The sequence below is a fragment of the Enterobacter sp. RHBSTW-00975 genome (assembly GCF_013615235.1).
GTDB classification, from domain to species: Bacteria; Pseudomonadota; Gammaproteobacteria; order Enterobacterales; family Enterobacteriaceae; genus Enterobacter; species Enterobacter ludwigii.
This window is the reverse complement of sequence record NZ_CP055883.1, coordinates 633202-658159: the sequence shown is the minus strand read 5'-3', so window position 1 is coordinate 658159 and position 24958 is coordinate 633202. Positions and strand designations below refer to the sequence as shown.

Genomic DNA, 24958 nt, shown 5'->3' with positions numbered 1-24958 from the left:
TTAAGCCCCTTAACATGCGAGCACGGGCGTGGAGAGTTCTCCTACGCCCGTGCCGATTAATTACCCTGCATCAGGGCGATTATTTTTTGTCTTTCACTTCTTCGAACTCAGCGTCGACAACGTCGTCGTCTTTCGCGTTGTTCTGAGAAGCGTCAGCGCCAGCCTGCTGTTGGGCGTGCTGCTGCTGAGCGATTTCCATCAGCTTCTGAGAAGCCTGTGCCAGCTCCTGCATCTTCGCTTCGATATCCGCTTTATCTTCGCCTTTCAGAGACGTTTCCAGCGCGCTCAGTGCAGCTTCGATAGCCGTTTTGTCTTCAGCTGGCAGTTTATCGCCGGCTTCTTCAACCTGCTTACGGGTGCTGTGCAGCAGATGGTCGCCCTGGTTACGGGTCTGAACCAGCTCTTCGAACTTACGGTCAGATTCCGCGTTCGCTTCTGCTTCACGAACCATTTTCTGGATCTCTTCTTCGTTCAGACCGGAAGAGGCCTTAATGGTGATCTTCTGCTCTTTACCGCTGTTTTTGTCTTTCGCGGAAACGTGCAGGATACCATCAGCATCGATATCGAAGGTTACTTCGATCTGCGGCATACCGCGTGGTGCCGGGTTGATGCCATCCAGGTTGAACTGACCCAGTGACTTGTTATCCGCCGCACGCTTACGCTCACCCTGCAGCACATGGATGGTTACTGCAGACTGGTTGTCTTCAGCAGTAGAGAACACCTGGCTGTGCTTAGTAGGGATAGTGGTGTTTTTGGTGATAAGCGCCGTCATCACACCGCCCATGGTTTCGATACCCAGAGACAGCGGGGTAACGTCCAGCAGCAGAACGTCTTTCACATCACCCGTCAACACACCACCCTGAACGGCAGCACCGATAGCCACTGCTTCGTCCGGGTTAACGTCTTTACGTGGCTCTTTACCAAAGAATTCAGCCACTTTCTTCTGAACCATTGGCATACGGGTCTGGCCACCGACGAGGATAACGTCGTTGATATCAGACACGGACAGGCCAGCATCCTGCAGAGCAACTTTCAGTGGCTCAATGGAACGGTTCACCAGGTCTTCTACCAGGCTTTCCAGTTTCGCACGGGTCACTTTAATGTTCATGTGTTTAGGACCGGTCGCGTCTGCAGTGATATACGGCAGGTTCACGTCGGTCTGCTGAGCGGAAGACAGTTCGATCTTCGCTTTCTCAGCGGCTTCTTTCAGGCGTTGCATTGCCAGCGGGTCGTTACGCAGGTCAATGCCCTGATCTTTCTTAAACTCGTCAACGAGGTAGTTGATCAGACGGGTATCGAAGTCTTCACCACCCAGGTGGGTATCACCGTTGGTTGCCAGAACTTCGAAGGTTTTTTCGCCATCAACTTCGTCGATTTCGATAATAGAGATATCGAAAGTACCACCACCCAGGTCGTAAACCGCGATAGTACGGTTGCCAACTTCTTTATCCAGACCGTAAGCCAGTGCCGCTGCGGTTGGTTCGTTGATGATACGTTTTACTTCCAGACCTGCGATACGGCCAGCATCTTTCGTTGCCTGACGCTGAGCATCGTTGAAGTAAGCAGGAACGGTGATAACAGCTTCAGTTACCGGTTCACCCAGGTAATCTTCTGCGGTTTTCTTCATTTTTTTCAGCACTTCAGCAGAGATCTGCGGTGGTGCCGTTTTGGTGCCTTTCACATCAAGCCATGCATCGCCGTTATCTGCTGCGATGATTTTGTAAGGCATGATAGAAACGTCACGCTGAACTTCTTCGTCCTGGAAGCGGCGGCCAATCAGGCGTTTAATCGCAAACAGGGTATTTTGCGGGTTTGTCACTGCCTGACGTTTAGCCGGCTGACCAACCAGAGTTTCACCATCCTGGGTATAAGCAATGATAGAAGGCGTGGTGCGATCGCCCTCGGCGTTCTCCAGCACGCGTGCGGTAGTGCCATCCATAATCGCTACACAAGAGTTGGTAGTACCCAGGTCGATACCAATAATTTTACCCATCTAAACGTCTCCACTTAAAATTCAGTCAACATGTGGTTGTGTACCTGTAATAAGGGCAGAACGTGCTTTTTCAACTGCCCACAATTGATTTTTTTCAGGTCCACACACTGCGGTTGACTACAAGATGGGGTCGCGCCAGCGTCCATCAAGGGGGAACGGTAAAAAAAATTTTTAATTTCACCCTGATGAGATCATAGACGGCATTGATTGCGCCCATTATGATGCCGCGCCCCGTCAGGGAGAACTGACGCGGGTTTAACCATTTCACCATATTAATGATGATTTTTTTGAGGACTTATGGGCAACACTAAGTTGGCTAATCCGGCTCCGCTGGGCCTGATGGGTTTTGGCATGACCACTATCCTGCTGAACCTGCACAACATCGGGATGTTCCCGATGGATGGCATTATCCTGGCGATGGGCATTTTTTACGGCGGTATCGCGCAAATCTTCGCGGGCCTGCTGGAATATAAGAAAGGCAACACCTTCGGCTTAACCGCATTCACCTCTTATGGTTCTTTCTGGCTGACCCTGGTCGCGATCCTGCTGATGCCTAAAATGGGCCTGGCAGACGCGGCAAACGCACATTTCCTGGGCGTTTACCTTGGTCTGTGGGGCATCTTCACGCTGTTTATGTTCTTCGGCACCCTGAAAGGCAACCGCGCACTGCAGTTTGTTTTCCTGAGCCTGACCGTGCTGTTCGCCCTGCTGGCGATCGGCCACCTCGTGGATAACGAAAGCATCGTGCATATTGCCGGCTGGATTGGTCTGGTGTGCGGCGCAAGCGCTATCTACCTGGCAATGGGTGAAGTGCTGAACGAGCAGTTTGACCGCACCATTCTACCGATTGGTGAAAAACACTGATCCATCTGTCGTGTCCGCCTCGCGGGCACGACATCCCTGTTTCTGCCGAAGCCAAATGCCTAACACCAGCCCCATCACCGACAGCGCGAGCACATACCAGGCGGGTGCCATCGGGGATACTCCCATCAACACCGTGACCGCAATCGGCGTCAGCCCGCCAAAGATGGCGTAAGAGACGTTATAGGAGAAAGAGATCCCGGTGAAGCGGACCTCTGGCGGAAAAGCTCGCACCATCACATACGGCACTGCACCGACAACCCCCACGCACAGCCCGACCGTACCGTAGAGCAGGAACAGCTGTTCAGGATGGTTGCCTGCCAGGTGGTAAAACGCCCAGCTCGACGCAGCCAGCAGCAGACTGCCGATGATGAAAGTCAGGCCGGCACCGATACGGTCAACGGCCAGCCCCGCGGCCAGACAGCCAAAGCAGAGCATAATGGTAGCGATACTGTTTGCCTGCAACGTTACCGCCGGCGCAAAACCGTACTGCTTTTGCAGCCATACGGGAGACATTAAGATAACGACCACGATGCCCGCCGACAGCAGCCAGGTGAGCAGCATCGACACCACAACCGCGCTCCGGTGGCGCACCACCACGGCTTTTACCGGCAACTCCTGTGCCAGCGCCTTGCGCTGCTGCATCTCAAGGAAAATAGGTGTCTCCTGCAGCCAGCGGCGAAGATACATCGCCACCAGGCCAAACGCCCCGCCGAGCAGGAACGGTACGCGCCATCCCCAGTCGTGAACCGCCTGTTGCGTCATGCTGGTATTCACGATAGTGGCCACCACTGAACCGAGGAGGATACCGACAGTCAGCCCCGCCGTTAAGGTTCCACAGGCGATGCCGATGCGGCGCGCCGGCACATGCTCCGCCACAAACACCCAGGCCCCCGGCACTTCGCCGCCAATTGCCGCCCCCTGAAGAATGCGCATCAGCAACAGCAGCAGCGGAGCAACAATGCCCATTGAGGCGTAAGTGGGCAGCAGACCAATGGCCAGCGTCGGCACGGCCATCAGTAAAATGCTAAGCGTGAACATCTTCTTACGCCCGACCAGGTCACCAAAGTGGGCCATCACAATGCCACCCAGCGGTCGTGCCAGATACCCGGCGGCAAAAATGCCGAAGGTTTGCACCTGGCGCAACCACTCCGGGATATCTGCCGGGAAGAAAAGCTCCCCCACCACGGCGGCGAAGAAGACGAAGATGATAAAGTCGTAAAACTCCAGCGCACCGCCTAAAGCCGCGAGCGTGAGGGTTTTGTAGTCCTGTCGATTCAGAGGTCGGGTGTTATGTGACATAGCGAACCATTTGGCTTGTGTTGTGGATTTATTTTTACAGCAAACGTAAAGAAAAAATTACTATACCGTAAAACCCTTACCACGCTACCGTCGCTTCAGCTAATGTCACATATTGATTAATTTCAGGAGATTGTCTCGCGACGGGCGTTTTTCGGACGAAAAGCTGCTACCACTTTCTCATCGGTCTCCACATACGGGCCGTCAAGCAACTGTATACAATACGGTACACTTGCAAAAATCCCGTGCACGATCACGCTGCCATCTTCCGCTTTCAGTCCTTCAAGCGTCTCTTTGATGGACTTCGGCTGGCCCGGCAAATTCAGAATCAATGCCTGCTTGCGGATCACCCCGACCTGACGGGAGAGGATCGCCGTCGGGACAAAGTGTAGACTGATCTGGCGCATCTGCTCACCGAAGCCAGGCATCTCACGATCGGCAACCGCCAGCGTGGCATCCGGAGTGACGTCCCGACGCGCAGGTCCGGTGCCTCCCGTGGTCAATACCAGGTGGCAGCTCATCTCATCCACCAGCTCACAGAGTGTCTGTTCGATAATTGGCTGTTCGTCAGGGATCAGGCGGGTCTGGATCTCAAAGGGGGTTGTCAACGCACTGCCCAGCCATTCTTCCAGCGCGGGGATGCCTTTATCCTGATAAACACCGCTGGAGGCGCGGTCAGAAATCGACACTAAGCCGATGCGTAAGGTATTCATATCCATTCCATTCAAAAAAGTACTGATTAAAGGGAATGATACACGCAGAGGGGAAATTCAGACAGAGTACGAAAGAAGTAGCGTGACCGGGAACCCGGTCACGCAGAATGATTACAGCAGGTCGCCGATCATTTTTTCCAGTTTTTCCTGGTCGATAGCAAACTTACGGATACCGTCCGCCAGTTTATCTACAGCCATTGGATCCTGGTTATGCTGCCACAGGAACTCAGATTCAGTGATGCGCTCCGGACGCGCTTTCACTTCACCGGTGTAGGATAGTTTACGCTCGATAGCACCTTCGCTTTCAGCCAGCTCTTTCAGCAGTGCCGGGGCGATGGTCAGGCGGTCACAGCCAGCCAGTTCGATGATTTCACCTACGTTACGGAAGCTTGCGCCCATCACCACAGTCTCATAACCGTGCTGTTTGTAGTATTCGTAGATTTCGGTCACGGAAACGACGCCTGGATCTTCAGATGCCGCGTACTCTTTCTTATCCGTGTTGGCTTTGTACCAGTCCAGAATACGGCCAACGAATGGAGAAATCAGGTATACGCCGGCTTCCGCACATGCACGCGCCTGTGCGAAGGAGAACAGCAGCGTCAGGTTACAGTTGATACCGTCTTTTTCCAGCTGTTCAGCTGCACGAATACCCTGCCAGGTCGACGCCAGTTTGATCAGGATGCGGTCATTGCTGATGCCGGCATCGTTGTACATTTTGATCAGACGTTTTGCTTTGGCGATAGACGCTTCGGTGTCGTAGGAGAGACGTGCGTCAACTTCGGTAGAGATGCGGCCAGGAACCAGTTTCAGAATTTCCAGACCAATGTTCACGGCCAGTTTATCAGTGGCATCAACAACCTGCTGCGCGCGGTCGTTGCTCTGTGCTTTCGCCCAGGTCACTGCGTCGTCAATCAGTTTGCGATACTCAGGGATCTGTGCGGCGTTAAGGATCAGAGAAGGGTTGGTGGTGGCATCCTGCGGCTGGTACAGCTTCATTGCCGCGATATCTCCGGTGTCAGCTACGACAGTGGTGAACTGACGAAGGGAGGTCAATTTATCCGTCATGATAGTGTTTCTCTTTTAACGTGCCCTGGATAATTCACGCTACCGACAGCATGCCTGCAGCGGAAAAATGACAGGTTTACTTGTTAGGGGGATGTAACCAGTCTGCCCTGATGATAACACGACGGAGGGGTAGCGCAACCGCAGACAGTGCGCTTAGACAGAGTATGATAAACTCAGAATATTAACAGGCTGCTAAGTAACAGCATGTCCAATCAGTGGTAGCGCTTACATATTCATTTTGGCATCAACAAGAGGGACGTTAATGCCTGATTTCCTTTTCTTTATTAATGAAGTCCTTTGGGGTTCGATAATGATATACCTGCTGCTGGGTGCAGGTATTTGGTTTACGCTACGCAGCGGGTTTATCCAGTTTCGTTATATTCGCAAATTTGGCAGAAGTCTGAAAAACAGCGTCACGCCCCAGCCGGGCGGATTAACCTCTTTCCAGGCCCTCTGCACCAGCATTGCCGCACGCCTCGGCAGCGGTAATATGGCAGGGGTGGCATTGGCCATCAGCGCCGGTGGCCCGGGCGCCGTTTTCTGGATGTGGGTCACGGCGCTTATCGGGATGGCCACCTCCTTTGCCGAGAGCGCCCTCGCCCAACTCTACAAAGAAAAAGATAAAAACGGACAGTTTCGCGGCGGCCCGGCTTGGTACATGGCGCGTGGCTTAGGAATGCGCTGGATGGGCGTGCTGTTTTCGCTGTTTTTACTGCTCGCGTACGGTCTGATTTTTAATACCGTTCAGGCGAATTCTGTCGCCCATGCCTTGCGCTATGCCTTTGCGTGTCCGGAGTGGATCACCGGGCTTGTTTTAGCCCTCTGTATCCTGCTGACCATTTCGACCGGCCTAAAAGGTGTCGCCCGCCTGATGCAGTGGCTGGTGCCGGTCATGGCGCTGCTGTGGGTTGCCGCCAGCCTGTTCGTCGCCGCACGGCATATCGAGCAGGTGCCGGAAGTGATTGCAACCATCTTCAAAAACGCATTTGGCTGGCGCGAGGCGGCATCGGGCGCACTGGGCTATACCTTCAGCCAGGCGCTGATGTCGGGCTTTCAGCGCGGAATGTTCTCCAATGAAGCCGGTATGGGGTCAACCCCCAATGCCGCCGCCGCCGCCGCGTCCTGGCCGCCTCACCCGGCGGCACAAGGCATTGTTCAGATGATTGGCGTTTTTACGGACACCATTATTATCTGTTCCGCCAGCGCCATGATCCTGCTGCTGGCCGGCCCGGTACCTCACTCATCGGAAACAGCCGGCATACAACTGCTTCAGCAGGCACTGGTGAATCTGACGGGCGGCTGGGGAGCCGGGTTTGTCTCGCTCATCCTGCTGTTATTCGCCTTCAGCTCGATTGTTGTGAATTACCTCTACGCCGAAAATAACCTTATTTTCCTGAAAGTGGACTCCCGCCGTATGATCACGCTGCTGCGCCTCGGGGTGATACTGATGGTGTTAGCAGGTTCGCTGCTCAGCATGCCGCTGGTCTGGCAACTGGCGGATGTCTTTATGGCGCTCATGGCCATCACTAACCTGACGGCGATCCTGCTGCTCTCACCCGTGGTTACGCTTATCGCACGGGACTATCTTCGTCAGCGCAAACTGGGCGTACCGCCGGTCTTTGATGCCTCGCGTTATCCCGACATCCAGGCGCAAATTGCGCCCGGCACCTGGGATGATTTGCCACGGCAATAACAGCTATCGATCAATTGAGGGCGATTTTTTGCTAAAGTCGCTCTAAATTTCCTGCAAGGACTGGATATGCTGATTCTGATTTCACCTGCTAAAACGCTCGATTACCAGAGCCCGCTCGCCACCGAGCGCTATACCCAGCCTGAACTGCTGGACTATTCGCAACAGCTGATTCACGTCGCGCGTAAGCTCTCTGCGCCACAAATTGCCTCGCTGATGAGCATCAGCGACAAACTGGCGGATCTTAACGCGACCCGTTTCCACGAGTGGCACCCGGACTTCACGCCGAACAACGCCCGCCAGGCGCTTCTGGCGTTTAAAGGTGATGTGTATACCGGCCTGCAGGCGGAAGATTTTAGCGAAGCCGATTTCGACTTCGCCCAGCAGCATCTGCGCATGTTGTCAGGTCTGTACGGCGTGCTGCGCCCGTTGGACCTGATGCAGCCATATCGTCTGGAGATGGGTATCCGCCTGGAAAACCCTAAAGGCAAGGATCTGTACCATTTCTGGGGCGATATCATCACCGACAAACTGAACGCTGCGCTGCGTGCTCAGGGCGATAATGTGGTGATCAATCTGGCCTCCGATGAATACTACAAATCGGTGAAGCCGAAAAAGCTGGATGCGGAAATTATTAAGCCCGTTTTCCTCGATGAGAAAAACGGCAAGTTCAAGGTCATCAGCTTCTACGCCAAAAAAGCGCGTGGGTTGATGAGCCGCTACATCATTCAGAACCGCCTGACGAAGCCGGAGCAACTGACCGGCTTCAACAGCGAAGGCTACTTCTTCGATGAAGAAGCGTCAGGAAAAGGCGAACTGGTGTTTAAGCGCCACGAGCAGTAAAACAAACCCCGCCAGATGGCGGGGTTTTGCATTAATGGTGTTTCCAGTCCGGGCCAGGACGCGGGTCGTCGTGACGATCGTGATGGTGGTCATCATGATGACGATCGTGATGCTCGTCATGTGGGCGCCAGTGATTATCGCGCCAGTCATAGTGAGCCTTCCACCAGTCATGGTCGCGCCAGCGACCACCATCCCAGTAGTGACCACGATTATCCTGATCGCCAATCTGCAGTTTTACCGCAGGGACGAGGGTGATTTCAGAGGCCTGAACCGCCATCGGAGCGACCAGCATCATTGAAAGCACCAGCAGAGCAGGTTTCAGTTTAGACATAGGTGACTCCTTATTCATTTACCCGATGTGGGCCGATGTAAGGAGAATACGTGAGGAGGACGGGGGATGTTATTCTCTGCAATCCTAATCGCTAAGTGACCGCATTTATTGGGAATTTCTGCTTTTTTACTGCTATTTTTCTCCTTAATTTCTCCATAAAAAAAGCCGGGTAAGTTTCACCTTACCCGGCCAGCACAGGAGGACAGAACCGTTATCCGCGCGTCATCATCAACTTACGCAGCGCGGCGAAATCCGCGGGCAGTTCATGCGAAAGCAGCGGCAGGTCCGCACGCTCGGCCAGCTCTTTTGGCAGCGGCAGCGTTTCACCCAGAATCACTTCCACGCTCTCTTTGAACTTCGCCGGATGAGCCGTTCCCAGGAACAGGCCATACTCCCCCGGATTCAGCTGATCGCGCAGCGCACGGTAAGCGATCGCCGCATGCGGTTCAGAGGTGTACCCCACCGCTTTCAGCTCACGCAGGGTGGCTTTGGTGGTCTCATCCGTCACCGCGGCATAACCCAGATCGCCCAGACGCCAGACCTTACGGCGGAACAGCTCTTCCACACGCGGCCAGTTATTCGGCTGGCTTACGTCCATCGCATTCGAAAGCGTCGCCTGCGTGGCGTTCGGCGCCCATTTACCGTCTTTCAGGAAGCGCGGCACGGTGTCGTTGGCGTTGGTGGCGGCGATAAAGCGTTTTACCGGCAGGCCGAGCGATTTCGCCAGCAGGCCCGCCGTCAGGTCACCAAAGTTGCCGCTTGGTACGGAAACGACCAGCTGATTGCGCGCCTCCTGTGGCAGCTGTGCAACCGCTTCGAAGTAGTAGCAGATCTGCGCCAGCAGACGGCTGATGTTAATGGAGTTCGCCGAGTTCAGACCCAGCGCCACTTTCAGCTCTTCATCATCGAAGGCCTGCTTGACCAGCGCCTGACAGGCATCGAAATCGCCGTCAATCGCCACGGTTTCAATGTTGCCCCCGAGAGTACAGAACAGTTTCTCCTGCAGCGGACTGATTTTGCCTTTCGGGTAGAGGATCACCACGCGAACGTTCTTCAGACCGTAGAACGCATGGGCAACGGCCGCACCGGTATCGCCGGAGGTCGCCGTCAGAATCGTTACCGGTTTGTCGCCGCTGATGTGGGTCAGCATCTGCGCCATAAAGCGGCCACCGAAGTCTTTAAACGCCAGGGTTGGACCATGGAACAGCTCAAGGCAGCCGACATCCGGCTCAACCTGCTTAACCGGTGCCGGGAAAGCGAACGCTGCACGCACGCGCTCTTCCAGCAGCTCCTGCGGGATTTCATCGCCGATAAAGGCAGAGAGAATTTTAGTGCTGCGGGTGACAAAGTCCTGCTTCAGCAGTTCATCAATGTCGGTCAGCTGAAATTCCGGCAGGTCATGGGGGAAGAACAGCCCCTGATTTTTGCCCAGTCCCTGAGTCACCGCCTGCGCGAAGCTGACCTGCTCGTTATGATCTTTAAGGTTGTAGAGTTTCATTCGTTATCCCAGTACTCGTGCGCCAGCCGTGTCCAGACGGCAAATATGAACAAAGCCTTCCTGATTTTGCAGGTAGTGTTTAGAGAGCCAGTCCGCCACGCGCTGCGCCGTGTCTGGCTTATCGCACAGGGCGAACAGCGTCGGGCCGGAGCCGGAGATACCGCACGCCAGTGCGCCGGTATCCATTGACGCCTGTCGCGCCTCGTTAAAGCCAGGCAGCAGCTTAGTGCGGTACGGCTCGGCGATAACGTCTTTCATTAATTTTGCTGCCAGCTGCGGCTGACGGGTGTAGCAGGCGTGTATAAAGCCGGCCAGATGACGTCCGTGAGCGATACAGTCCTGACGACGATACTGCGCAGGCAGGATCGCACGCGCTTCAGCGGTGGATACCTTAATGCCGGGATAGGCCAGCACCCACAGCCACTCATCAAACCCTGGCACCTGCTGGCTGATGATGCCATTTTCTTCAATCATCAGCTGCATACCGCCGAGGAAGCAGGGGGCGACGTTGTCATAATGAATGCTGCCGGAGATGCGCCCTTCCAGCTCGCCCATTAACCCGAGCAGACGGTTATTATTCAGCGGCTTGCCGCAGTGCTCATTCATGGCCACCAGTCCGGCGACCACGGAGCAGGCGCTGGAACCCAGACCAGAGCCAATCGGCATACTTTTCTCCAGCGTCATGGCGACCGGCACATTTTTGCCGATCTCCTGACAGAACCGCTCCCAGCACTGATAAACGATATTCTCGCGCGGGTCTGTCGGCAGTTTGCTGGCGAAGCGGCCCACGTTATTCAGGCTAAAGCTCTCTGCCGCTTCAACCGTTACCGTATCGCCCAGCAGCGAACCATCCACCGGCGTCACCGCCGCACCCAGCACATCAAATCCGACGCTCATATTGGCGCTGGAAGCCGGGGCATAAACTTTCACCATGTTAAACTCCTAACTTCCATGACAGGGTACGCAGCAAATCGGCAAATACACCCGCCGCGGTAACATCATTCCCTGCGCCATAGCCGCGAAGCACCAGCGGCAGTGGCTGATAATAGTGGCTGTAAAACGCGAGGGCGTTTTCGCCGTTTTTTACTTTGAACAGCGGGTCGTTGCCATCCACTTCAGCAATCTTCACGCGGCACATACCATCGTCTTCAATATTGCCAACATAGCGCAATACCTTACCTTCATCACGGGCTTTCGCAACGCGTGCGGCAAAGGCGTCGTCTAGCTGCGCTAAATTGGCCATAAAGGTGTTCACGTCACCGCTGTCGTCAAACCCGGCAGGCAGAACAGGCTCAATCACGATATCGGAAAGCTCCAGCTCACGGCCCGTTTCACGCACCAGTATGAGCAACTTACGCGCCACATCCATACCGGAGAGATCGTCTCGCGGATCCGGCTCGGTGTACCCCAGTTCACGCGCGGCACGGGTCGCTTCCGACAGGCTCATGCCCTCATCCAGCTTGCCGAAGATAAACGACAGCGAGCCGGAAAGAATGCCGGAGAAACGCTGCAGTTCATCCCCCGCGTTCAGCAGGTTTTGCAGGTTCTCGATCACGGGCAGGCCCGCGCCCACGTTGGTGTCGTAGAGGAACTTACGCCGTGACTTGCTCGCCGCCAGACGCAGCTGGTGATAGTAATCCATCGACGAGGTGTTGGCCTTTTTGTTTGGCGTCACCACGTGGAAACCTTCGCGCAGGAAATCGGCGTACTGATCGGCCACCGCCTGGTTCGAGGTACAATCGACAATGACCGGGTTAAGCAGGTGATACTCTTTCACCAGACGGATTAACCGGCCCAGATTAAAGGGCTCTTTGGCATCATTCAGCTCAGTCTGCCAGTTTTCCAGGTTCAGACCATGAACGTTGGTCAGCAGCGCTTTTGAGTTCGCGATACCGCACACGCGCAGATCAATGTGCTTTTTCTTCAACCACTCCTGCTGACGCTTCACCTGCTCCAGCAGCGCGCCACCCACACCGCCCACGCCAATCAGGAACAGCTCAATCACCTGATCGGTGTTGAACAGCATCTGATGAACCACGCGAACGCCGGTTGTCGCATCGTCGTTGTCAACGACCACCGAGATTGAACGCTCAGATGACCCCTGGGCAATGGCCACAATGTTGATGTTGGCCCTGGCCAGCGCGGCAAAGAATTTGGCCGAGATACCGCGCAGCGTACGCATACCGTCGCCCACCACCGAGATGACTGCCAGGCGTTCCTGGATAGAAAGCGGCTCCAGCAGCTCTTCTTTCAGCTCAAGGTAAAACTCTTCTTCCAGCGCACGACGGGCGCGCAGACAATCCCCCTGCGGTACGCAGAAGCTGATGCTGTATTCAGAAGAGGACTGAGTGATCAGCACAACCGAGATACCGTTGCGGGACATGGCCGCGAAAACGCGGGCCGCCATACCGACCATGCCTTTCATTCCCGGGCCGGAAACGCTGAACATGGCCATATTGTTCAGGTTAGAAATGCCTTTCACCGGCAGGCCGTCTTCATCGGTACTGGCGCCAATCAGCGTGCCCGGCGCTTGCGGGTTACCGGTGTTTTTAATCAGGCAAGGGATCTGGAACTGGGCAATGGGAGAGATGGTGCGAGGGTGAAGAACTTTAGCGCCGAAGTAGGAAAGCTCCATCGCTTCCTGGTATGACATCGACTTCAGCAGCCTGGCGTCCGGCACCTGGCGCGGATCGCAGGTGTATACACCGTCGACGTCAGTCCAGATCTCACAACAGTCGGCGCGTAAACAGGCTGCCAGCACGGCAGCAGAGTAGTCGGAGCCATTACGGCCCAGTACGACAAGTTCACCCTTCTCGTTTCCGGCGGTGAAGCCCGCCATCAGGATCATATGGTCAGACGGAATTTTGCTCGCGGCAATGCGGCGGGTTGATTCGGCTATATCAACGGTAGACTCGAGGTAGTGACCCACTGCCAGCAGTTTTTCAACGGGATCGATAACCGACACATTGTGGCCACGCGCTTCCAGCAGGCCCGCCATGATGGCAATCGACAATTTTTCACCACGGCAGATTAACGCCGCGTTGATGCTGTCCGGGCACTGACCTAAAAGGCTGATACCGTGCAGCACGTGTTTGATTTGGGCGAACTCTTGATCAACAAACGATTTCAGCTGTGCGAGCGGGAAACCCGGCTGCGCCTCCGCCAGTCCCTGCAGCAGCTCAGCGAAGATACGCTCGGCGTCGCTCAAGTTCGGGAGTGCATCCTGGCCACCGATGGTCTTTTCAATCATCGCCACCAGGTGGTTGGTGATTTTTGCCGGGGCAGAGAGCACGGTCGCGACCTGCCCCTGCCTGGCGTTGCTCTCCAGGATATCGGCAACACGCAGAAAACGTTCTGCATTTGCCACTGATGTACCGCCGAACTTCAACACTCGCATGGTTCTACCTCGTTTCCTTTAGCCGAAAAAAAAGCCCGCACTGTTTGGGTGCGGGCTTTTTTCTGTTTTTCCTGTACGCGTCAGCCCGCATCATTTCCTGTGGTAATGATGATGGTTGTTGTAATGGTGGTGATGCTGATGCGTTTCATGGATGTTGTGTACTCTGTCATTATTATCTGTCTGTGCTGTATTCTTTTAGGGTTAAAGGATTGGGCACCTTAAGTCAATGAATTTTTAATTTGATCACAATTCGGGACGCTCTCACGTCCCGCTGCTTGCAGATTTATTTTCATCCGATTCCCCCAGATGCACCCCACCCAGACAGACGGATACGCCATAGTAAAAACTTATGACAGCATTTTACTCGGCCAATTTTTTTTCAATATCATGCAGCAAACGGTGCAACATTGCCGTGTCTCGCTGCTCAAGACGCCCAAGTCGCTGATGCAACCAGTCCGCCATTTTTTGATCTTCCGCGACACCGAGTTGTAATAACAGATGGTCAACGCGAGCGCGCAGCGCGGCCAGCTGGTTTTCATCTGCCCCTTCAGCCTGGGGTTGAGGAATTTGTATTAGGGAGGCTAATTGATAGCAATACACCATTACCGCCTGGCCTAAATTCAGCGACGGATAATCCGCCACCATCGGCGCACCGGTCAGGACGTCCGCCAACGCCAGCTCCTCGTTCGTCAGACCGGAATCTTCCCGCCCAAAGACCAGCGCGGCCTTCGTCAGCCACTGGCTTTTCTCCGTTAACATCGGCACCAGTTCCGCCGGCGTGGCGTAATAGTGGAACTTTGCCCGGCTGCGTGCCGTGGTCGCCACGGTAAAAGAAATGTCGTGCAACGCAGCGGCGAGCGTGTCGTAAGTGGTTATATTATCGAGAATATCCCCTGAACCGTGCGCCACCCAACGGGCCGCGGGCTCGAGGTGCGCCTGGCTGTCCACGATGCGAAGATCGGTAAACCCCATGGTCTTCATGGCACGCGCCGCAGCGCCTATATTTTCGGCTCTGGCTGGGGCGACCAGTACAATCGACAGATGCATTTATGCTCTCTTTTTAATCAGTTAGCGGGTAAAAACGTGATGCACTTCAACATATTACGCGGCGCGAATTTACAAAAATGCAACACAAATCACCGAAATAGCATTTCAGAACAAATTAAAAACGCTAAACTATTTTGTGGCTGAACAATCAGTTAGAATGTTAACAGAAGGCTATTATCCTTATGTTTTATAATGGTAATGACCTCATGAATACTCTTTTCTGATTGGATTCGTATCGTTTATAAATCAAGGTACGCAACTAGTTGGTTTATTGAAAAATTGTGACAAAGGCTAGCATTCGGCTACGATGATTTCATCAAACTGTTAACGTGCTACAATTGAACTTGATATATGTCAACGAAGCGTAGTTTTATTGGGTGTCTGGTGTCACTTAGCCTGTTATGTTGCTGTTAAAATGGTTAGGATGACAGCCGTTTTTGACACTGTCGGGTCCAAAGGGAAAGTACCCACGACCAAGCTAATGATGTTGTTGACGTTGATGGAAAGTGCATCAAGAACGCAATTACGTACTTTAGTCACGTTAGGCCGGTCATGTTAATTTGCGACATGCATCAGGCAGGTCAGGGACTTTTGTACTTCCTGTTTCGATTTAGTTGGCAATTTAGGTAGCAAACATGCAGACCCCGCACATTCTTATCGTTGAAGACGAGTTGGTAACACGCAACACGTTAAAGAGCATTTTCGAAGCAGAAGGCTACGATGTCTTTGAAGCGACCGATGGCGCAGAGATGCATCAGATCCTTTCTGAAAATGATATCAACCTGGTGATTATGGATATCAACCTGCCGGGCAAAAACGGCCTTCTTCTGGCGCGCGAACTGCGTGAACAGGCGAACGTCGCGTTAATGTTCCTGACAGGCCGTGATAACGAAGTTGATAAAATCCTTGGCCTGGAAATCGGTGCGGATGACTACATCACTAAACCGTTTAATCCACGCGAGTTAACCATTCGTGCACGCAACCTGCTGTCCCGCACCATGAACCTGGGCACGGTCAGCGAAGAGCGTCGTAGCGTAGACAGCTACAAGTTCAACGGCTGGGAACTTGATATCAATAGCCGTTCACTGATTAGCCCGAACGGTGAGCAGTATAAACTGCCGCGCAGTGAATTCCGCGCGATGCTGCACTTCTGTGAAAATCCGGGCAAAATTCAGTCCCGTGCAGAACTGCTGAAGAAAATGACCGGCCGTGAGCTGAAGCCGCACGACCGTACCGTAGACGTGACCATCCGTCGTATCCGTAAACATTTCGAATCTACGCCTGATACGCCGGAAATTATCGCCACTATTCACGGTGAAGGTTATCGTTTCTGCGGCGACCTGCAGGAGTAATCCGGCAACTGAAGTAAAAAAACGGCGCTTTCGCGCCGTTTTTTATTTCCAGACTCGCATTGTATCCGCATCAGGTTCAACGGGGGGGACGGGACGCTTCGGCTGAGAGAGTGAATACCAGTCAAGGTGACGCGTCAGGTACATGACCGCAAACAGTGCCATCGCCAGTACGGCAGCTCCCAGCAGCAACGCGCTGTCCTCAGAACGCAGCAGGAACCACATCACGACATCCAGCCCCAGCAGCGCCAGAATAAACACCCCGCTTCGCCTCCAGCTTTTCAGTACCGCCTGCAGGTACACACCATTCATCATCGCGCCGACAAGGCTTGCAATAATCCAGGCCGGCGTAAACCCGACATGCTCAGACAGGGCAAGTAAGACGAGATAGAAGAGGACCAGCGACAACCCTACCAGCAGATACTGCATTGGGTGCAGACGCAATCCGGTGAGGGTTTCGAACACGAAGAAGGCCATAAACGTCAGGGCAATCAGTAAAATAGCGTACTTGATCGCGCGGTCTGTCAGCTGGTACTGATCTGCTGGCGTGGCAACCGTCACGCTAAAGGCCGGGATAGAACTCCACTCTGGTGACTCGCCCTCGGCGAACCAGCTTTGCATGTTGTTAGCAAACCAGCTGCTCTGCCAGTTTGCCTGGAAACCAGACTCGCTAATCTGATGTTTAACAGGCAAGTAATATCCCATAAATCCCGGGTGCGGCCAGTTACTGCTCAGCGTCATTTCGCTGTTACGCCCGACTGGCACCACCGCAAAACTGCCCGTCCCCGCCAGGTTAAACGACATATCAAGGGCGAGCGTTTTCGGCTCAAGGGCTTTATCACTCAGCGGAATATGAATACCGGCAAGTGTGCCATACACGCCGGTTCCCGGTTCTACGCTGAGCGCCTCACCGTTGATTTTTGCGACCTTCACCGTACCAATGCCCCGGGCATCACCCACGCCAATCACCAGGAATGGTTGCCCCAGCGTCATGGTTTCGCCCTTCAGTTGCGCCATTTTCTCCGTCGAAAACTGCGCTTTTATTTTGAGATCGGTGTTCCAGATTTGCCCGTCATAAATACCGATGCTTCTGGACTCCACGCGCTGATTTCCCTCAACGAGCAGAGATTCCGGCAGGATAAAGTGCAGGTAGCTTTTTTTGTATTCGACCTTTTTCTCATCCTCAAGTTTGTAAAAAACCTCGGTGACAGGAATGGCAATCAGCGGTCCTACCAGCTTTTGCGGCCCGCTGGTGCTTTGGCGAAGCGAGTGTTCAACATCGTTACGGTAGCTCTCACGCTCCGAAATCAGGTTACTGACCATAAAGAGCGGGACTAACAACAGCAGAATGCACCCCAGCAGGGTGCTTACTTTCCAGAACAGGGGGGATTTCATCATTACGTCTCCTTTGTGATGAGGAGAGCGTACCGGGGCTATGTGGGGCCAGTTTGAAGTTATGTGAAGTGACGGTGAAGTGTCAGCGTGGCTTTCACGCCGCCTTCTGGCTGGTTATGCAGAGCAATGTCCCCCTGATGCAGACGCGCCACCTCCTGCACGAATGCCAGACCCAGCCCGCTGCTTTTCAACCCGTTCTCGCGGGGGAGCGAGTAAAAACGTTCAAAAATACGCGCCATGGCATAGTCTGGTATCCCGCTTCCGCTGTCGCTTACGGTAAGCCGGATCTCGGTTGGCGTCTCCTCGGCAGCCAGCTGAAGCGTCCCGCCCTGCGGGGTAAAATCGATGGCGTTATCCAGCAAATTGCCCAGCGCCTGTTCAAGCAGCTCGGGGTCGCCCTGCACCTGCAGCGAAGTGGGCTGGCAGGTCAGGATGATATTTTTCGCCGTGATAACGGCGGAGCGTGAATCCGCAAGCCGTGAAAACAGCGTGCTGATACTCACGCTCACCGGCTCTATCTCTACCCGGTTTTCAAGACGCGCCTGAGAGAGCAGTTTTTCCACCAGCGACTGCATACGCGCGTTTTGCACCAGAATATTATCGATAAACCGCGCGGCCACCGCCGGCGGCGGCTGCTCATTAAGGATCTCTGCCGCGCCGCGGATCGCCGCCAGCGGGCTTTTGAGTTCGTGAGTAAGCGCATGCACATAATGCTCGATGTAATTCTTACCCTCGAGGCGAATGCGCATATTTTCCAGCGCCTGCGCCAGCTTTCGTAGCTCACTGCTGCCGGGGTTAGGCAGCGGGAGAGGCGTGTCCGTGGTCACCGCATCGGCGTAGCGCGACAATCTGCCAATGGAACGATTGATCCATCCCGCCACCAGCAGACCAATCAGCAGGGCAATGCCGAGCAGCGCCCCACCCGCCCACAGGATCCGCCGCTCGCTACGGTGAATAACCGGCGCCATGGCGCTGTTAGGTTTTCCGACCGACAGCACGCCGATAATGTTGCCCCTGTCCATTACCGGTGCGGCAACATACATCACCGTACTTTCCGGATCGTCAGGATTGCTCTGGGTGCTGCGCGCGCCATATTCCCCGCGAAGCGTCAGCCAGACGTCATTCCAGCGGGAGTAGTCTTTTCCTACCGCCAGGCCCGCCGAATCAAACACCACCTTGCCCGTGGCATCGGTCATGTAGACGTGGTATTCGTTGCGGACTTTATGAATGCCGCCAATGTTGGCGCGAAACGGCCGCTGATGGAGCCGTGAAAAGGCCTGAGCCAGCTGGCCCTGCTGCGGATCGCCTGCGAGCAGGTCGTCTCGCCCCACTTCCGCCAGCAGGGTCGCGGTGTCAATCAGCGTGCCTTCGGTGGCTCTGCGCACGCCGGGCTTGACCTCCTGCACGAAGATAGACAGCACAAACCACGCGGCGATAGCGACAATCAGGAAATAGCCCAGCAGCAGACGCATGCCAATACGCATTAATAAAGCCCCAGACTGTAACCCATCCCGCGATGGGTACTGATGGGCGAAAGCCCGTCATTGACCGCGCGCAGCTTGGCGCGCAAGGTTTTGATATGCGTATCCACGGTACGATCGAAGCTATCGCCGTCTTCGCCCCACACTTTGTCCATAAGCTGCTGGCGAGAAAAGACCCTGCCCGGCGCCTGCAGCAATGTTTTGAGCAGCAGGAATTCGTAGCGCGTGAGCGGTAAAGGCTCCCCATACCAGCTGATTCTGGCGGCGGGTTCATTCAGTTCAAACTGCCCGATACGCACGATCTCGGCGGGGGCGGTGGATTTTTGTAACCGCCGTAGAATAGTCCTCACCCGGGCACAGACTTCACGCGGGGAGAAGGGTTTAGCGACATAATCATCCGCGCCCATCTCCAGTCCGAGCAGCTTATCCACCTCGTCACTTCGCGCCGTCAGGAACAGGATCGGCAGTGACGGATGCTGCGCCAGAAGCTGACGGCAGAGTTCAAAGCCGCTGATGTCAGGCAACCCAACATCCAGAATCGCCAGCGCGGGGACCTGCCGCCGCGCCTCTTCCAGTACCGGTAACCCACGCCCGAAAGCCTTCACCGCAAACCCCTCCTGCTGAAGCATGTAGAGTAGCGTGTCGGCAATACTGATTTCGTCCTCAACCAGCCAGACCAGAGGTTGCTGCATGATTCATCCCTGAATTAGTGCCATGGCATGATCGGCACGGCGCTGATGGCGTTTTTCGGTGAGCCTTCAACCACTTTGTCGGAATAGGCCAGATAGGCGAGCGTGTTGCGTTTGGCGTCATAAAAACGCACCACCTGCAGCTTTTTAAACACCAGCGAGGTCCGTTTCTGGAAAACCACGTCGCCCTGCGCTTTGCCGTTTTTGATTTTGTCACTCAGCTCCACAGGGCCGACCTGCTGGCAGGAGATTGCCGCATCGGAGGTATCTTCAGCCAGCCCAAGCCCGCCTTTAATGCCCCCGGTTTTCGCCCGACTAACGTAGCAGGTGACGTTTTTAACGTCCGGATCGTCAAACGCCTCCACCACAATCTTATGGTCCGGGCCGAACACTTTGAAAACGGTATCGACAGAACCAATCTGTTCCGCCTGCGCGGCGTGCCCCACCGTCAACATCAGGGCAGTGAAGATCAAAGTCTTGTATTTCATATTGTTACCATTTTTAAGAATTACGCTGAGCGATTATTCAACACTGTAGACAAAAATGTAGCAAGATCACAGGATTAGAATATATTCACCCAAAAGGAGGAACAAAAGGCATTAATGAGCAAAAAAAACACTGAATGCTAAAACATCAAAAAATGCTATTATCCGCTAACCTGTTATCAGGCACCTGCTGTTTTAAGGATGAGGATAGTATATGGATCAGGCTGGAATTATTCGCGACCTGCTCACCTGGCTGGAAGGTCACCTCGACCAGCCTTTGTCACTGGATAATGTGGCGGCTAAAGCAGGCTATTCCAAGTGGCATCTGCAAAGGATGTTCAAGGATGTCACCGGTCATGCTATCGGGGCCTATATCCGCGCACGTCGTCTGTCAAAATCAGCGGTGGCATTACGCCTGACCGCGCGGCCGATTCTGGATATTGCACTGCAATATCGTTTCGACTCGCAGCAAACCTTTACCCGCGCCTTTAAAAAACAGTTCTCGTTAACGCCAGCGCTCTATCGCCGCTCGCCTGACTGGAGCTCGTTTGGCATGCGTCCGCCGCTGCGTCTGGGTGAGTTTGCAATGCCGAAATATGAATTTATCACCCTGCCAGAAACGCACCTGATTGGTACGACGCAAAGCTACTCCTGTTCGCTGGAGCAGATTTCCGAATTCCGTCATCAGATGCGCATTCAGTTCTGGCGCGACTTCCTAAGCCATGCACCGGCGATCCCGCCCATCCTGTATGGTCTCAACGAAACGCACCCAAGCCAGGAAAAAGACGACGAGCAGGAGGTGTTCTACACCACCGCGTTAACGCCAGAGCTGGCGAATGGCTATATTCAGGGTTCAAAGCCCGTGGTGCTGGAAGGCGGCGAATACGTGATGTTCGCTTATGAAGGGCTGGGAACGGGTGTACAGGAATTTATCCTGACCGTTTACGGAACCTGCATGCCAATGCTGAACCTGAATCGCCGTAAAGGTCAGGATATTGAGCGCTACTATCCGGCAAGCGATGCTAAACCGGAAGAAGGCCCAATCAATCTGCGTATGGAATTCTTAATTCCGATACGTCGTTAACGCTGAAGTTCGTCAAGTGCAGGGGCATCAAGATGCGAAATGTCCCCTGCCATCTCTACGACCCAACCTGACGCCAGCCACGCGCTTTCCTGATAGTCGATACGGGAAATAGAGCAGTTGCGCAGACGCAAACGGCGCTCTGCATACGCTGGTAACCCCAGAATCGTGCTCACCAGGCAGCCCAGCGCAATACCGTGACTCACCAGCAGCGGACGGCTCCCGGCCGGAAGCTTCAGGCATTCCGCCAGCGCGGCATGCATGCGCACGCTCAGCTCCTGCATGGATTCGCCTTCCGGAATACGGCCATCTTCGGTGCCGTTGACCAGCGTGCGACGCCAGCCCTCTTCCGTTTCCGTCAGCGTATCAATATGCCGTTTTTCCAGCACGCCCATATCCAGCTCGCGCAGACGCGGCTCAATCATGACATCACAACCACAGGCATCGGCAATGATGCGCGCCGTCTGCTGTGTGCGACCTAAGTCGCTGGTGATAACATGCGTAATGCCCAGCGTTCTGGCGCGTTCTGCCACCTGCCACGCCTGCTGCACACCCTTTTCAGTAAGAGGACTGTCTGACTGGCCTTGAATACGTCGCTCGGCGTTCCACTGCGTCTCACCGTGGCGAACAAGGTATACCTGTAACATGCTTTTTTTCCGTTATACTGCGATGAGTTTTTTTTGAATCGAGCTTAATTATGCACCATGTTGTCTCTGCTACCACCAATCCTGCCAAAATTCAGGCAATTCTAAGGGCATTCGAAGAGATTTTCGGCGAAGGATCCTGCCATATTGATGCCATCGGCGTCGAGAGCGGCGTGCCTGAACAGCCGTTTGGCAGCGAGGAAACGCGCGCTGGCGCACGAAATCGCGTGGCAAATGCCAGGGCTGCCGCACCGGATGCTGACTTCTGGGTGGCAATTGAAGCGGGTATCGACGAAGGTGCGACGTTCAGCTGGGTGGTCATCGAGAACCGTGAACAGCGTGGAGAAGCGCGTTCAGCAACCCTGCCGCTGCCAAAAATCATTCTGGAAAAAGTATCCGCGGGTGAAGCGCTCGGGCCGGTGATGTCTCAGTACACCGGCATCGATGAAATTGGCCGCAAAGAAGGCGCGATTGGCGTCTTTACCGCTGGCGCACTAACGCGTTCAGGCGTTTACCACCAGGCGGTGATTCTGGCCCTGAGCCCGTTCCATAACGCGATTTATCGCTGAGCGCCCAGCAGCACAGACTCCAGCCACTGACGCAGTTCCACCGGCGCGGATTTCAGGCTGTTCGATCCGCGGGTGATCGTCGCGATACCCGCGCCCAGTTCATTTTTGAGCTCACGCTGGCTCATCTCACCGCGCAACAGCTCTTCGATGATCCGCACGCGTGTGCCCAGGGCTTCACGCTCATCCGGCGTCAGCATCAGCTGCAATAAAGGCAAATGCAGATCCTGGTCGTAAGACTGGCGGAGCAACTCCACAAAACGAAGCCACTCCTGATGACGTTGTTCGGCCATTGCCGAGGAATACGGGGAATGCTGGGTCATGTTATGCCGCCTGTTGTACTCATTAACGAGTACAGCATAACACAACCCGCTCCATCAGTAACGTCTCTGCCACTCAGCATCGCTCATCAGGGTATCTTTTTGTCCCATGAAATAGCGATAGTAGGCGTCATAAGCCAATACGTTCTTCACATAGCCGCGGGTTTCCGAGAACGGAATACTTTCCACAAACGCGACGGCGTCAATGCGCCCGGCGCTGTTGCCAAGCCAGGTGCGCACGCGGCCCGGGCCTGCGTTATACGCCGCCGAGGAGAAGATGCGGTTATTGCCGAACTGCTGATAAACATACTGCAGGTAGCTGGTACCGATATTGATGTTGGTCTCCGGATCCAGCAGCTGCGACGGACTGCTGTATCCCGGGATGTTAAACATCTTCACCGTGTGCGTCGCGGTTCCCGGCATCACCTGCATCAGGCCGCTGGCCCCGACCGGGGAACGGACTTTCGGGTTCCACGCACTTTCCTGACGGGCAATGGCCATGGCGTAGCTTTGCGGAATGTCTTTACCGCTGGTGTAGCGCTCGAACAGATCTTTATAGGCCAGCGGGAAACGTTCTTCGAGATGATCCCACAGCTTGCCAGCGATCGTTGCCTGCACGCTCAGATCCCACCAGTGGTTATCAAAAGCATAGCGGGCAAGCTGTGCCTTCTCATCGGTCGTACGGCTGGTCACCAGATTCGCCCATTCGCTACGGGCGGTATTGTCCATGTTCCAGTACATCAGCTCGCGAACGCGCGCCATTTCTGGCCCCTGAGTCAACGCCGGGTTGGCGTTAGCAGGTGCTTTATCAATGCGGAACGTGTACTCCTCACCCAGTCGCTGCGCGGCCGCCATCGGATAGAACCCACGCTGCTGCATCAGCGCATGGAGGATCTCTTTGGCTTCATCGTCACGCCCGCGCTCCATCAGCAGATCCGCCTGCCAGTAACGCCATTCGTCTTTCTCTTTGGCATCCATTGGCAGACGCGCAAGCCAGGTATTCAGCCCCCGGCGATCGCCCGTCCCCAGCGCCATACGCACGCGGCGCTCCACCAGCGATGTGGAGTTCGAACGCATAATCGCATCGTCTCGCCAGCGCGCCTGCTCGTCGGTTACATCGGTGCTCATCAGTCGCCACGCCACAATGTCGCGCAGCTCCTGAGTTTGATCTTCATTGAGCTGCTGCGCCTGCACCAGCTGCGGGATCATCAGCCGCGCATTTTCCACGTCGTCACGCGCCACGCTGGCAAAAGCCACCGCGGCCATCTGGCGGGTAAAATCGGTCGCGCCGGTGCTGCGGGCAAAGGTCAGTACGCTGTTCGGATCGTTCGCCAGGGCGATAACGGCGGTTGAGATCGTCTGATAATCAGACGGCATTTGTCCCGCAAGCGTGGTAACCAGCCGCGTGTTTCCGGCTTTCATCGCCAGGCGAATACGTTCAAGGTACGCCAGCGGATCCTGCTTACCTGACGCACGCCATGCGCCAAAGAGGGAATCACAGGCATTTGGCTGGCTTTTTCCGGTCAACCACAGATCTTTCGCGCCCGCCCAGGCCTCTTCCTGCTGTCCGGTAACCCACTTCGCATAGTAATAGTTACACTGGGCTTCGGTGGTGTTCGGTTTTTCCGGGCTAAACGCCAGCAGCCCACGCCAGTCTTCACGACGTGCCAGCTCGTTCACAAAACGAGACTGCAGCGTCCGCGCGGGTGGCAGCGTCGGGTTCGCCTGAATAAAGTTATTCACGGTGACCGTGGGTTGATTCATGAGATCGTCAGTGATCTGCCGATACTCCAGATACGGATAGAGAGGATACGCTTTTAAGGTCGGCATCAGCGCCTGCACGGTATCCATCTGCTTATTGTCCCACGCCTGTTTAATCTGGGCGTAGCGATTACGTTGTTCATCCAGTGAATCGGCATGCACCGCCTGGCTTGCCGCCATCACGCATACGCTGGCAGCCAGCAGACGCCAGACCACCTGTTTGGCTTTTCCCACAAGCTCTTCCTCATTGTTTTTTCGTCAATTGCAGCGTCTTGCCACGTCAAAGTCTAATTAACTTATGCTAACCAAGCATCCTGCAACGCGCCACGTCGCGGACACTTTTTTACCTTTCTTGCGCGTTTTAACACTCCCGACGTTCCTGGCTGGGATTAGGACGGGAAAAAGGCTACACTTCGAGGCTGATATTCTTTCTCATCACGATAAAAGAGG

24 protein-coding genes and 1 other annotated feature are annotated in these 24958 nt (G+C 54.8%); of the genes, 6 read left to right on the top strand and 18 right to left on the bottom strand.

The genetic code is table 11. The annotated features are described in order from the left end of the window. Nucleotides 1–79 precede the first annotated feature (79 nt). On the bottom strand, nt 80–1993 hold the full coding sequence (gene dnaK / locus HV340_RS03175; protein WP_014168568.1) for a molecular chaperone DnaK: 1914 nt from the start codon (nt 1991–1993) through the stop codon (nt 80–82). Between the two features lie 297 nt (nt 1994–2290). On the opposite strand from dnaK, the gene satP reads away from it, so the two are divergent. Then, the gene (gene satP, locus HV340_RS03170; protein WP_049023055.1) at nt 2291–2857 is read left to right on the top strand and encodes an acetate uptake transporter; all 567 of its coding nucleotides are present in this window, start codon (nt 2291–2293) and stop codon (nt 2855–2857) included. On the opposite strand, the gene HV340_RS03165 is transcribed toward satP, so the two are convergent. The 3 genes from HV340_RS03165 to tal all read right to left on the bottom strand — a co-directional run bounded on the left by HV340_RS03165 (nt 2834) and on the right by tal (nt 5931). Then, a complete protein-coding gene (locus HV340_RS03165) occupies nt 2834–4156 on the bottom strand; it encodes an MFS transporter (protein ID WP_181216288.1) in 1323 nt (440 codons plus the stop codon). The two genes, satP and HV340_RS03165, sit on opposite strands and share 24 nt — an antisense overlap. Nucleotides 4157–4278: 122 nt before the next feature. Continuing rightward, complete coding sequence (gene mog, locus HV340_RS03160) at nt 4279–4866, bottom strand: molybdopterin adenylyltransferase (protein WP_020882540.1); 588 nt, start codon at nt 4864–4866, stop codon at nt 4279–4281. Between the two features lie 111 nt (nt 4867–4977). Further along, complete coding sequence (gene tal / locus HV340_RS03155; protein WP_014168563.1) at nt 4978–5931, bottom strand: transaldolase; 954 nt, start codon at nt 5929–5931, stop codon at nt 4978–4980. A gap of 262 nt (nt 5932–6193) precedes the next feature. Here tal and HV340_RS03150 point away from each other — a divergent pair, with 262 nt between their 5' ends. Together HV340_RS03150 and yaaA are read left to right on the top strand one after the other, a co-directional pair. Then, nucleotides 6194–7624 (top strand): sodium:alanine symporter family protein, encoded by a 1431-nt coding sequence (locus HV340_RS03150; RefSeq protein ID WP_181216287.1) that lies wholly within the window; start codon nt 6194–6196, stop codon nt 7622–7624. Between the two features lie 66 nt (nt 7625–7690). Then, a complete protein-coding gene (yaaA, locus tag HV340_RS03145) occupies nt 7691–8464 on the top strand; it encodes a peroxide stress protein YaaA (protein WP_025205476.1) in 774 nt (257 codons plus the stop codon). 31 nt (nt 8465–8495) lie between these two features. Here the strand turns inward: yaaA and HV340_RS03140 are convergent, their stop codons facing one another. From HV340_RS03140 to yjjY, 7 genes are all read right to left on the bottom strand, one after another. Next, on the bottom strand, nt 8496–8795 hold the full coding sequence (locus HV340_RS03140; RefSeq protein WP_020882537.1) for a DUF2502 domain-containing protein: 300 nt from the start codon (nt 8793–8795) through the stop codon (nt 8496–8498). Between the two features lie 211 nt (nt 8796–9006). Continuing rightward, nucleotides 9007–10293 carry a threonine synthase gene (gene thrC / locus HV340_RS03135; RefSeq protein WP_020882536.1) on the bottom strand — a complete coding sequence of 429 codons (1287 nt, stop codon included), beginning with the start codon at nt 10291–10293 and terminating at the stop codon, nt 9007–9009. A gap of 3 nt (nt 10294–10296) precedes the next feature. Continuing rightward, a complete protein-coding gene (gene thrB / locus HV340_RS03130) occupies nt 10297–11226 on the bottom strand; it encodes a homoserine kinase (protein ID WP_014168558.1) in 930 nt (309 codons plus the stop codon). A 1-nt stretch (nt 11227) separates the two neighbouring features. Next, nucleotides 11228–13690, bottom strand: coding sequence for a bifunctional aspartate kinase/homoserine dehydrogenase I (thrA, locus tag HV340_RS03125; RefSeq protein ID WP_059306843.1), 2463 nt, complete (start codon nt 13688–13690; stop codon nt 11228–11230). 24 nt (nt 13691–13714) lie between these two features. Further along, nucleotides 13715–13832 (bottom strand) — a sequence feature (Thr leader region). Next, a complete protein-coding gene (thrL, locus tag HV340_RS03120; RefSeq protein WP_015572623.1) occupies nt 13771–13839 on the bottom strand; it encodes a thr operon leader peptide in 69 nt (22 codons plus the stop codon). It overlaps the preceding feature by 62 nt. 211 nt (nt 13840–14050) lie before the next feature. Then, nucleotides 14051–14737, bottom strand: a complete 687-nt coding sequence (locus HV340_RS03115; RefSeq protein WP_032679596.1) for a tRNA/rRNA methyltransferase — start codon at nt 14735–14737, stop codon at nt 14051–14053. Between the two features lie 399 nt (nt 14738–15136). Then, a complete protein-coding gene (gene yjjY / locus HV340_RS03110) occupies nt 15137–15277 on the bottom strand; it encodes a protein YjjY (RefSeq protein WP_001541509.1) in 141 nt (46 codons plus the stop codon). Nucleotides 15278–15372: 95 nt separating this feature from the next. Between yjjY and arcA the strand changes: the two genes are divergently transcribed. Beyond that, complete coding sequence (arcA, locus tag HV340_RS03105) at nt 15373–16089, top strand: two-component system response regulator ArcA (RefSeq protein ID WP_003856501.1); 717 nt, start codon at nt 15373–15375, stop codon at nt 16087–16089. A 42-nt stretch (nt 16090–16131) separates the two neighbouring features. Here the strand turns inward: arcA and creD are convergent, their stop codons facing one another. From creD to creA, 4 genes are read right to left on the bottom strand one after another with little or no spacing between them, the layout of a single operon-like run. Beyond that, nucleotides 16132–17484 carry a cell envelope integrity protein CreD gene (creD, locus tag HV340_RS03100; RefSeq protein ID WP_059306844.1) on the bottom strand — a complete coding sequence of 451 codons (1353 nt, stop codon included), beginning with the start codon at nt 17482–17484 and terminating at the stop codon, nt 16132–16134. A 56-nt stretch (nt 17485–17540) separates the two neighbouring features. Beyond that, complete coding sequence (gene creC / locus HV340_RS03095) at nt 17541–18965, bottom strand: two-component system sensor histidine kinase CreC (protein WP_059306845.1); 1425 nt, start codon at nt 18963–18965, stop codon at nt 17541–17543. Beyond that, nucleotides 18965–19654, bottom strand: a complete 690-nt coding sequence (gene creB, locus HV340_RS03090) for a two-component system response regulator CreB (protein ID WP_014168553.1) — start codon at nt 19652–19654, stop codon at nt 18965–18967. Before creB ends, creC begins: the two co-directional genes overlap by 1 nt. A 14-nt stretch (nt 19655–19668) precedes the next feature. Beyond that, nucleotides 19669–20139, bottom strand: a complete 471-nt coding sequence (creA, locus tag HV340_RS03085; protein ID WP_014168552.1) for a protein CreA — start codon at nt 20137–20139, stop codon at nt 19669–19671. A gap of 211 nt (nt 20140–20350) precedes the next feature. Between creA and robA the strand changes: the two genes are divergently transcribed. Next, on the top strand, nt 20351–21220 hold the full coding sequence (gene robA / locus HV340_RS03080; protein ID WP_059306846.1) for an MDR efflux pump AcrAB transcriptional activator RobA: 870 nt from the start codon (nt 20351–20353) through the stop codon (nt 21218–21220). Here the strand turns inward: robA and gpmB are convergent. After that, nucleotides 21217–21864 carry a 2,3-diphosphoglycerate-dependent phosphoglycerate mutase GpmB gene (gene gpmB / locus HV340_RS03075; RefSeq protein ID WP_014168550.1) on the bottom strand — a complete coding sequence of 216 codons (648 nt, stop codon included), beginning with the start codon at nt 21862–21864 and terminating at the stop codon, nt 21217–21219. The two genes, robA and gpmB, sit on opposite strands and share 4 nt — an antisense overlap. A gap of 50 nt (nt 21865–21914) precedes the next feature. Here gpmB and yjjX point away from each other — a divergent pair, with 50 nt between their 5' ends. Continuing rightward, nucleotides 21915–22430 (top strand): inosine/xanthosine triphosphatase, encoded by a 516-nt coding sequence (gene yjjX / locus HV340_RS03070; RefSeq protein ID WP_014168549.1) that lies wholly within the window; start codon nt 21915–21917, stop codon nt 22428–22430. Here the strand turns inward: yjjX and trpR are convergent. Both trpR and sltY read right to left on the bottom strand, forming a co-directional pair. Then, nucleotides 22421–22750: a trp operon repressor gene (gene trpR / locus HV340_RS03065; protein WP_020885267.1), complete on the bottom strand. Its 330-nt coding sequence runs from the start codon at nt 22748–22750 to the stop codon at nt 22421–22423. The genes yjjX and trpR overlap by 10 nt on opposite strands. Before the next feature lie 54 nt (nt 22751–22804). Further along, nucleotides 22805–24742, bottom strand: coding sequence for a murein transglycosylase (sltY, locus tag HV340_RS03060; protein ID WP_014168547.1), 1938 nt, complete (start codon nt 24740–24742; stop codon nt 22805–22807). Nucleotides 24743–24958 lie beyond the last annotated feature (216 nt).

Coding starts and splice junctions, on each gene's coding strand:
- dnaK (WP_014168568.1), bottom strand. CDS start 1,993: ATGGGTAAAATTATTGGTATCGACCTGGGTACTACCAACTCTTGTGTA.
- satP (WP_049023055.1), top strand. CDS start 2,291: ATGGGCAACACTAAGTTGGCTAATCCGGCTCCGCTGGGCCTGATGGGT.
- HV340_RS03165 (WP_181216288.1), bottom strand. CDS start 4,156: ATGTCACATAACACCCGACCTCTGAATCGACAGGACTACAAAACCCTC.
- mog (WP_020882540.1), bottom strand. CDS start 4,866: ATGAATACCTTACGCATCGGCTTAGTGTCGATTTCTGACCGCGCCTCC.
- tal (WP_014168563.1), bottom strand. CDS start 5,931: ATGACGGATAAATTGACCTCCCTTCGTCAGTTCACCACTGTCGTAGCT.
- HV340_RS03150 (WP_181216287.1), top strand. CDS start 6,194: ATGCCTGATTTCCTTTTCTTTATTAATGAAGTCCTTTGGGGTTCGATA.
- yaaA (WP_025205476.1), top strand. CDS start 7,691: ATGCTGATTCTGATTTCACCTGCTAAAACGCTCGATTACCAGAGCCCG.
- HV340_RS03140 (WP_020882537.1), bottom strand. CDS start 8,795: ATGTCTAAACTGAAACCTGCTCTGCTGGTGCTTTCAATGATGCTGGTC.
- thrC (WP_020882536.1), bottom strand. CDS start 10,293: ATGAAACTCTACAACCTTAAAGATCATAACGAGCAGGTCAGCTTCGCG.
- thrB (WP_014168558.1), bottom strand. CDS start 11,226: ATGGTGAAAGTTTATGCCCCGGCTTCCAGCGCCAATATGAGCGTCGGA.
- thrA (WP_059306843.1), bottom strand. CDS start 13,690: ATGCGAGTGTTGAAGTTCGGCGGTACATCAGTGGCAAATGCAGAACGT.
- HV340_RS03115 (WP_032679596.1), bottom strand. CDS start 14,737: ATGCATCTGTCGATTGTACTGGTCGCCCCAGCCAGAGCCGAAAATATA.
- arcA (WP_003856501.1), top strand. CDS start 15,373: ATGCAGACCCCGCACATTCTTATCGTTGAAGACGAGTTGGTAACACGC.
- creD (WP_059306844.1), bottom strand. CDS start 17,484: ATGATGAAATCCCCCCTGTTCTGGAAAGTAAGCACCCTGCTGGGGTGC.
- creC (WP_059306845.1), bottom strand. CDS start 18,965: ATGCGTATTGGCATGCGTCTGCTGCTGGGCTATTTCCTGATTGTCGCT.
- creB (WP_014168553.1), bottom strand. CDS start 19,654: ATGCAGCAACCTCTGGTCTGGCTGGTTGAGGACGAAATCAGTATTGCC.
- creA (WP_014168552.1), bottom strand. CDS start 20,139: ATGAAATACAAGACTTTGATCTTCACTGCCCTGATGTTGACGGTGGGG.
- robA (WP_059306846.1), top strand. CDS start 20,351: ATGGATCAGGCTGGAATTATTCGCGACCTGCTCACCTGGCTGGAAGGT.
- gpmB (WP_014168550.1), bottom strand. CDS start 21,864: ATGTTACAGGTATACCTTGTTCGCCACGGTGAGACGCAGTGGAACGCC.
- yjjX (WP_014168549.1), top strand. CDS start 21,915: ATGCACCATGTTGTCTCTGCTACCACCAATCCTGCCAAAATTCAGGCA.
- trpR (WP_020885267.1), bottom strand. CDS start 22,750: ATGACCCAGCATTCCCCGTATTCCTCGGCAATGGCCGAACAACGTCAT.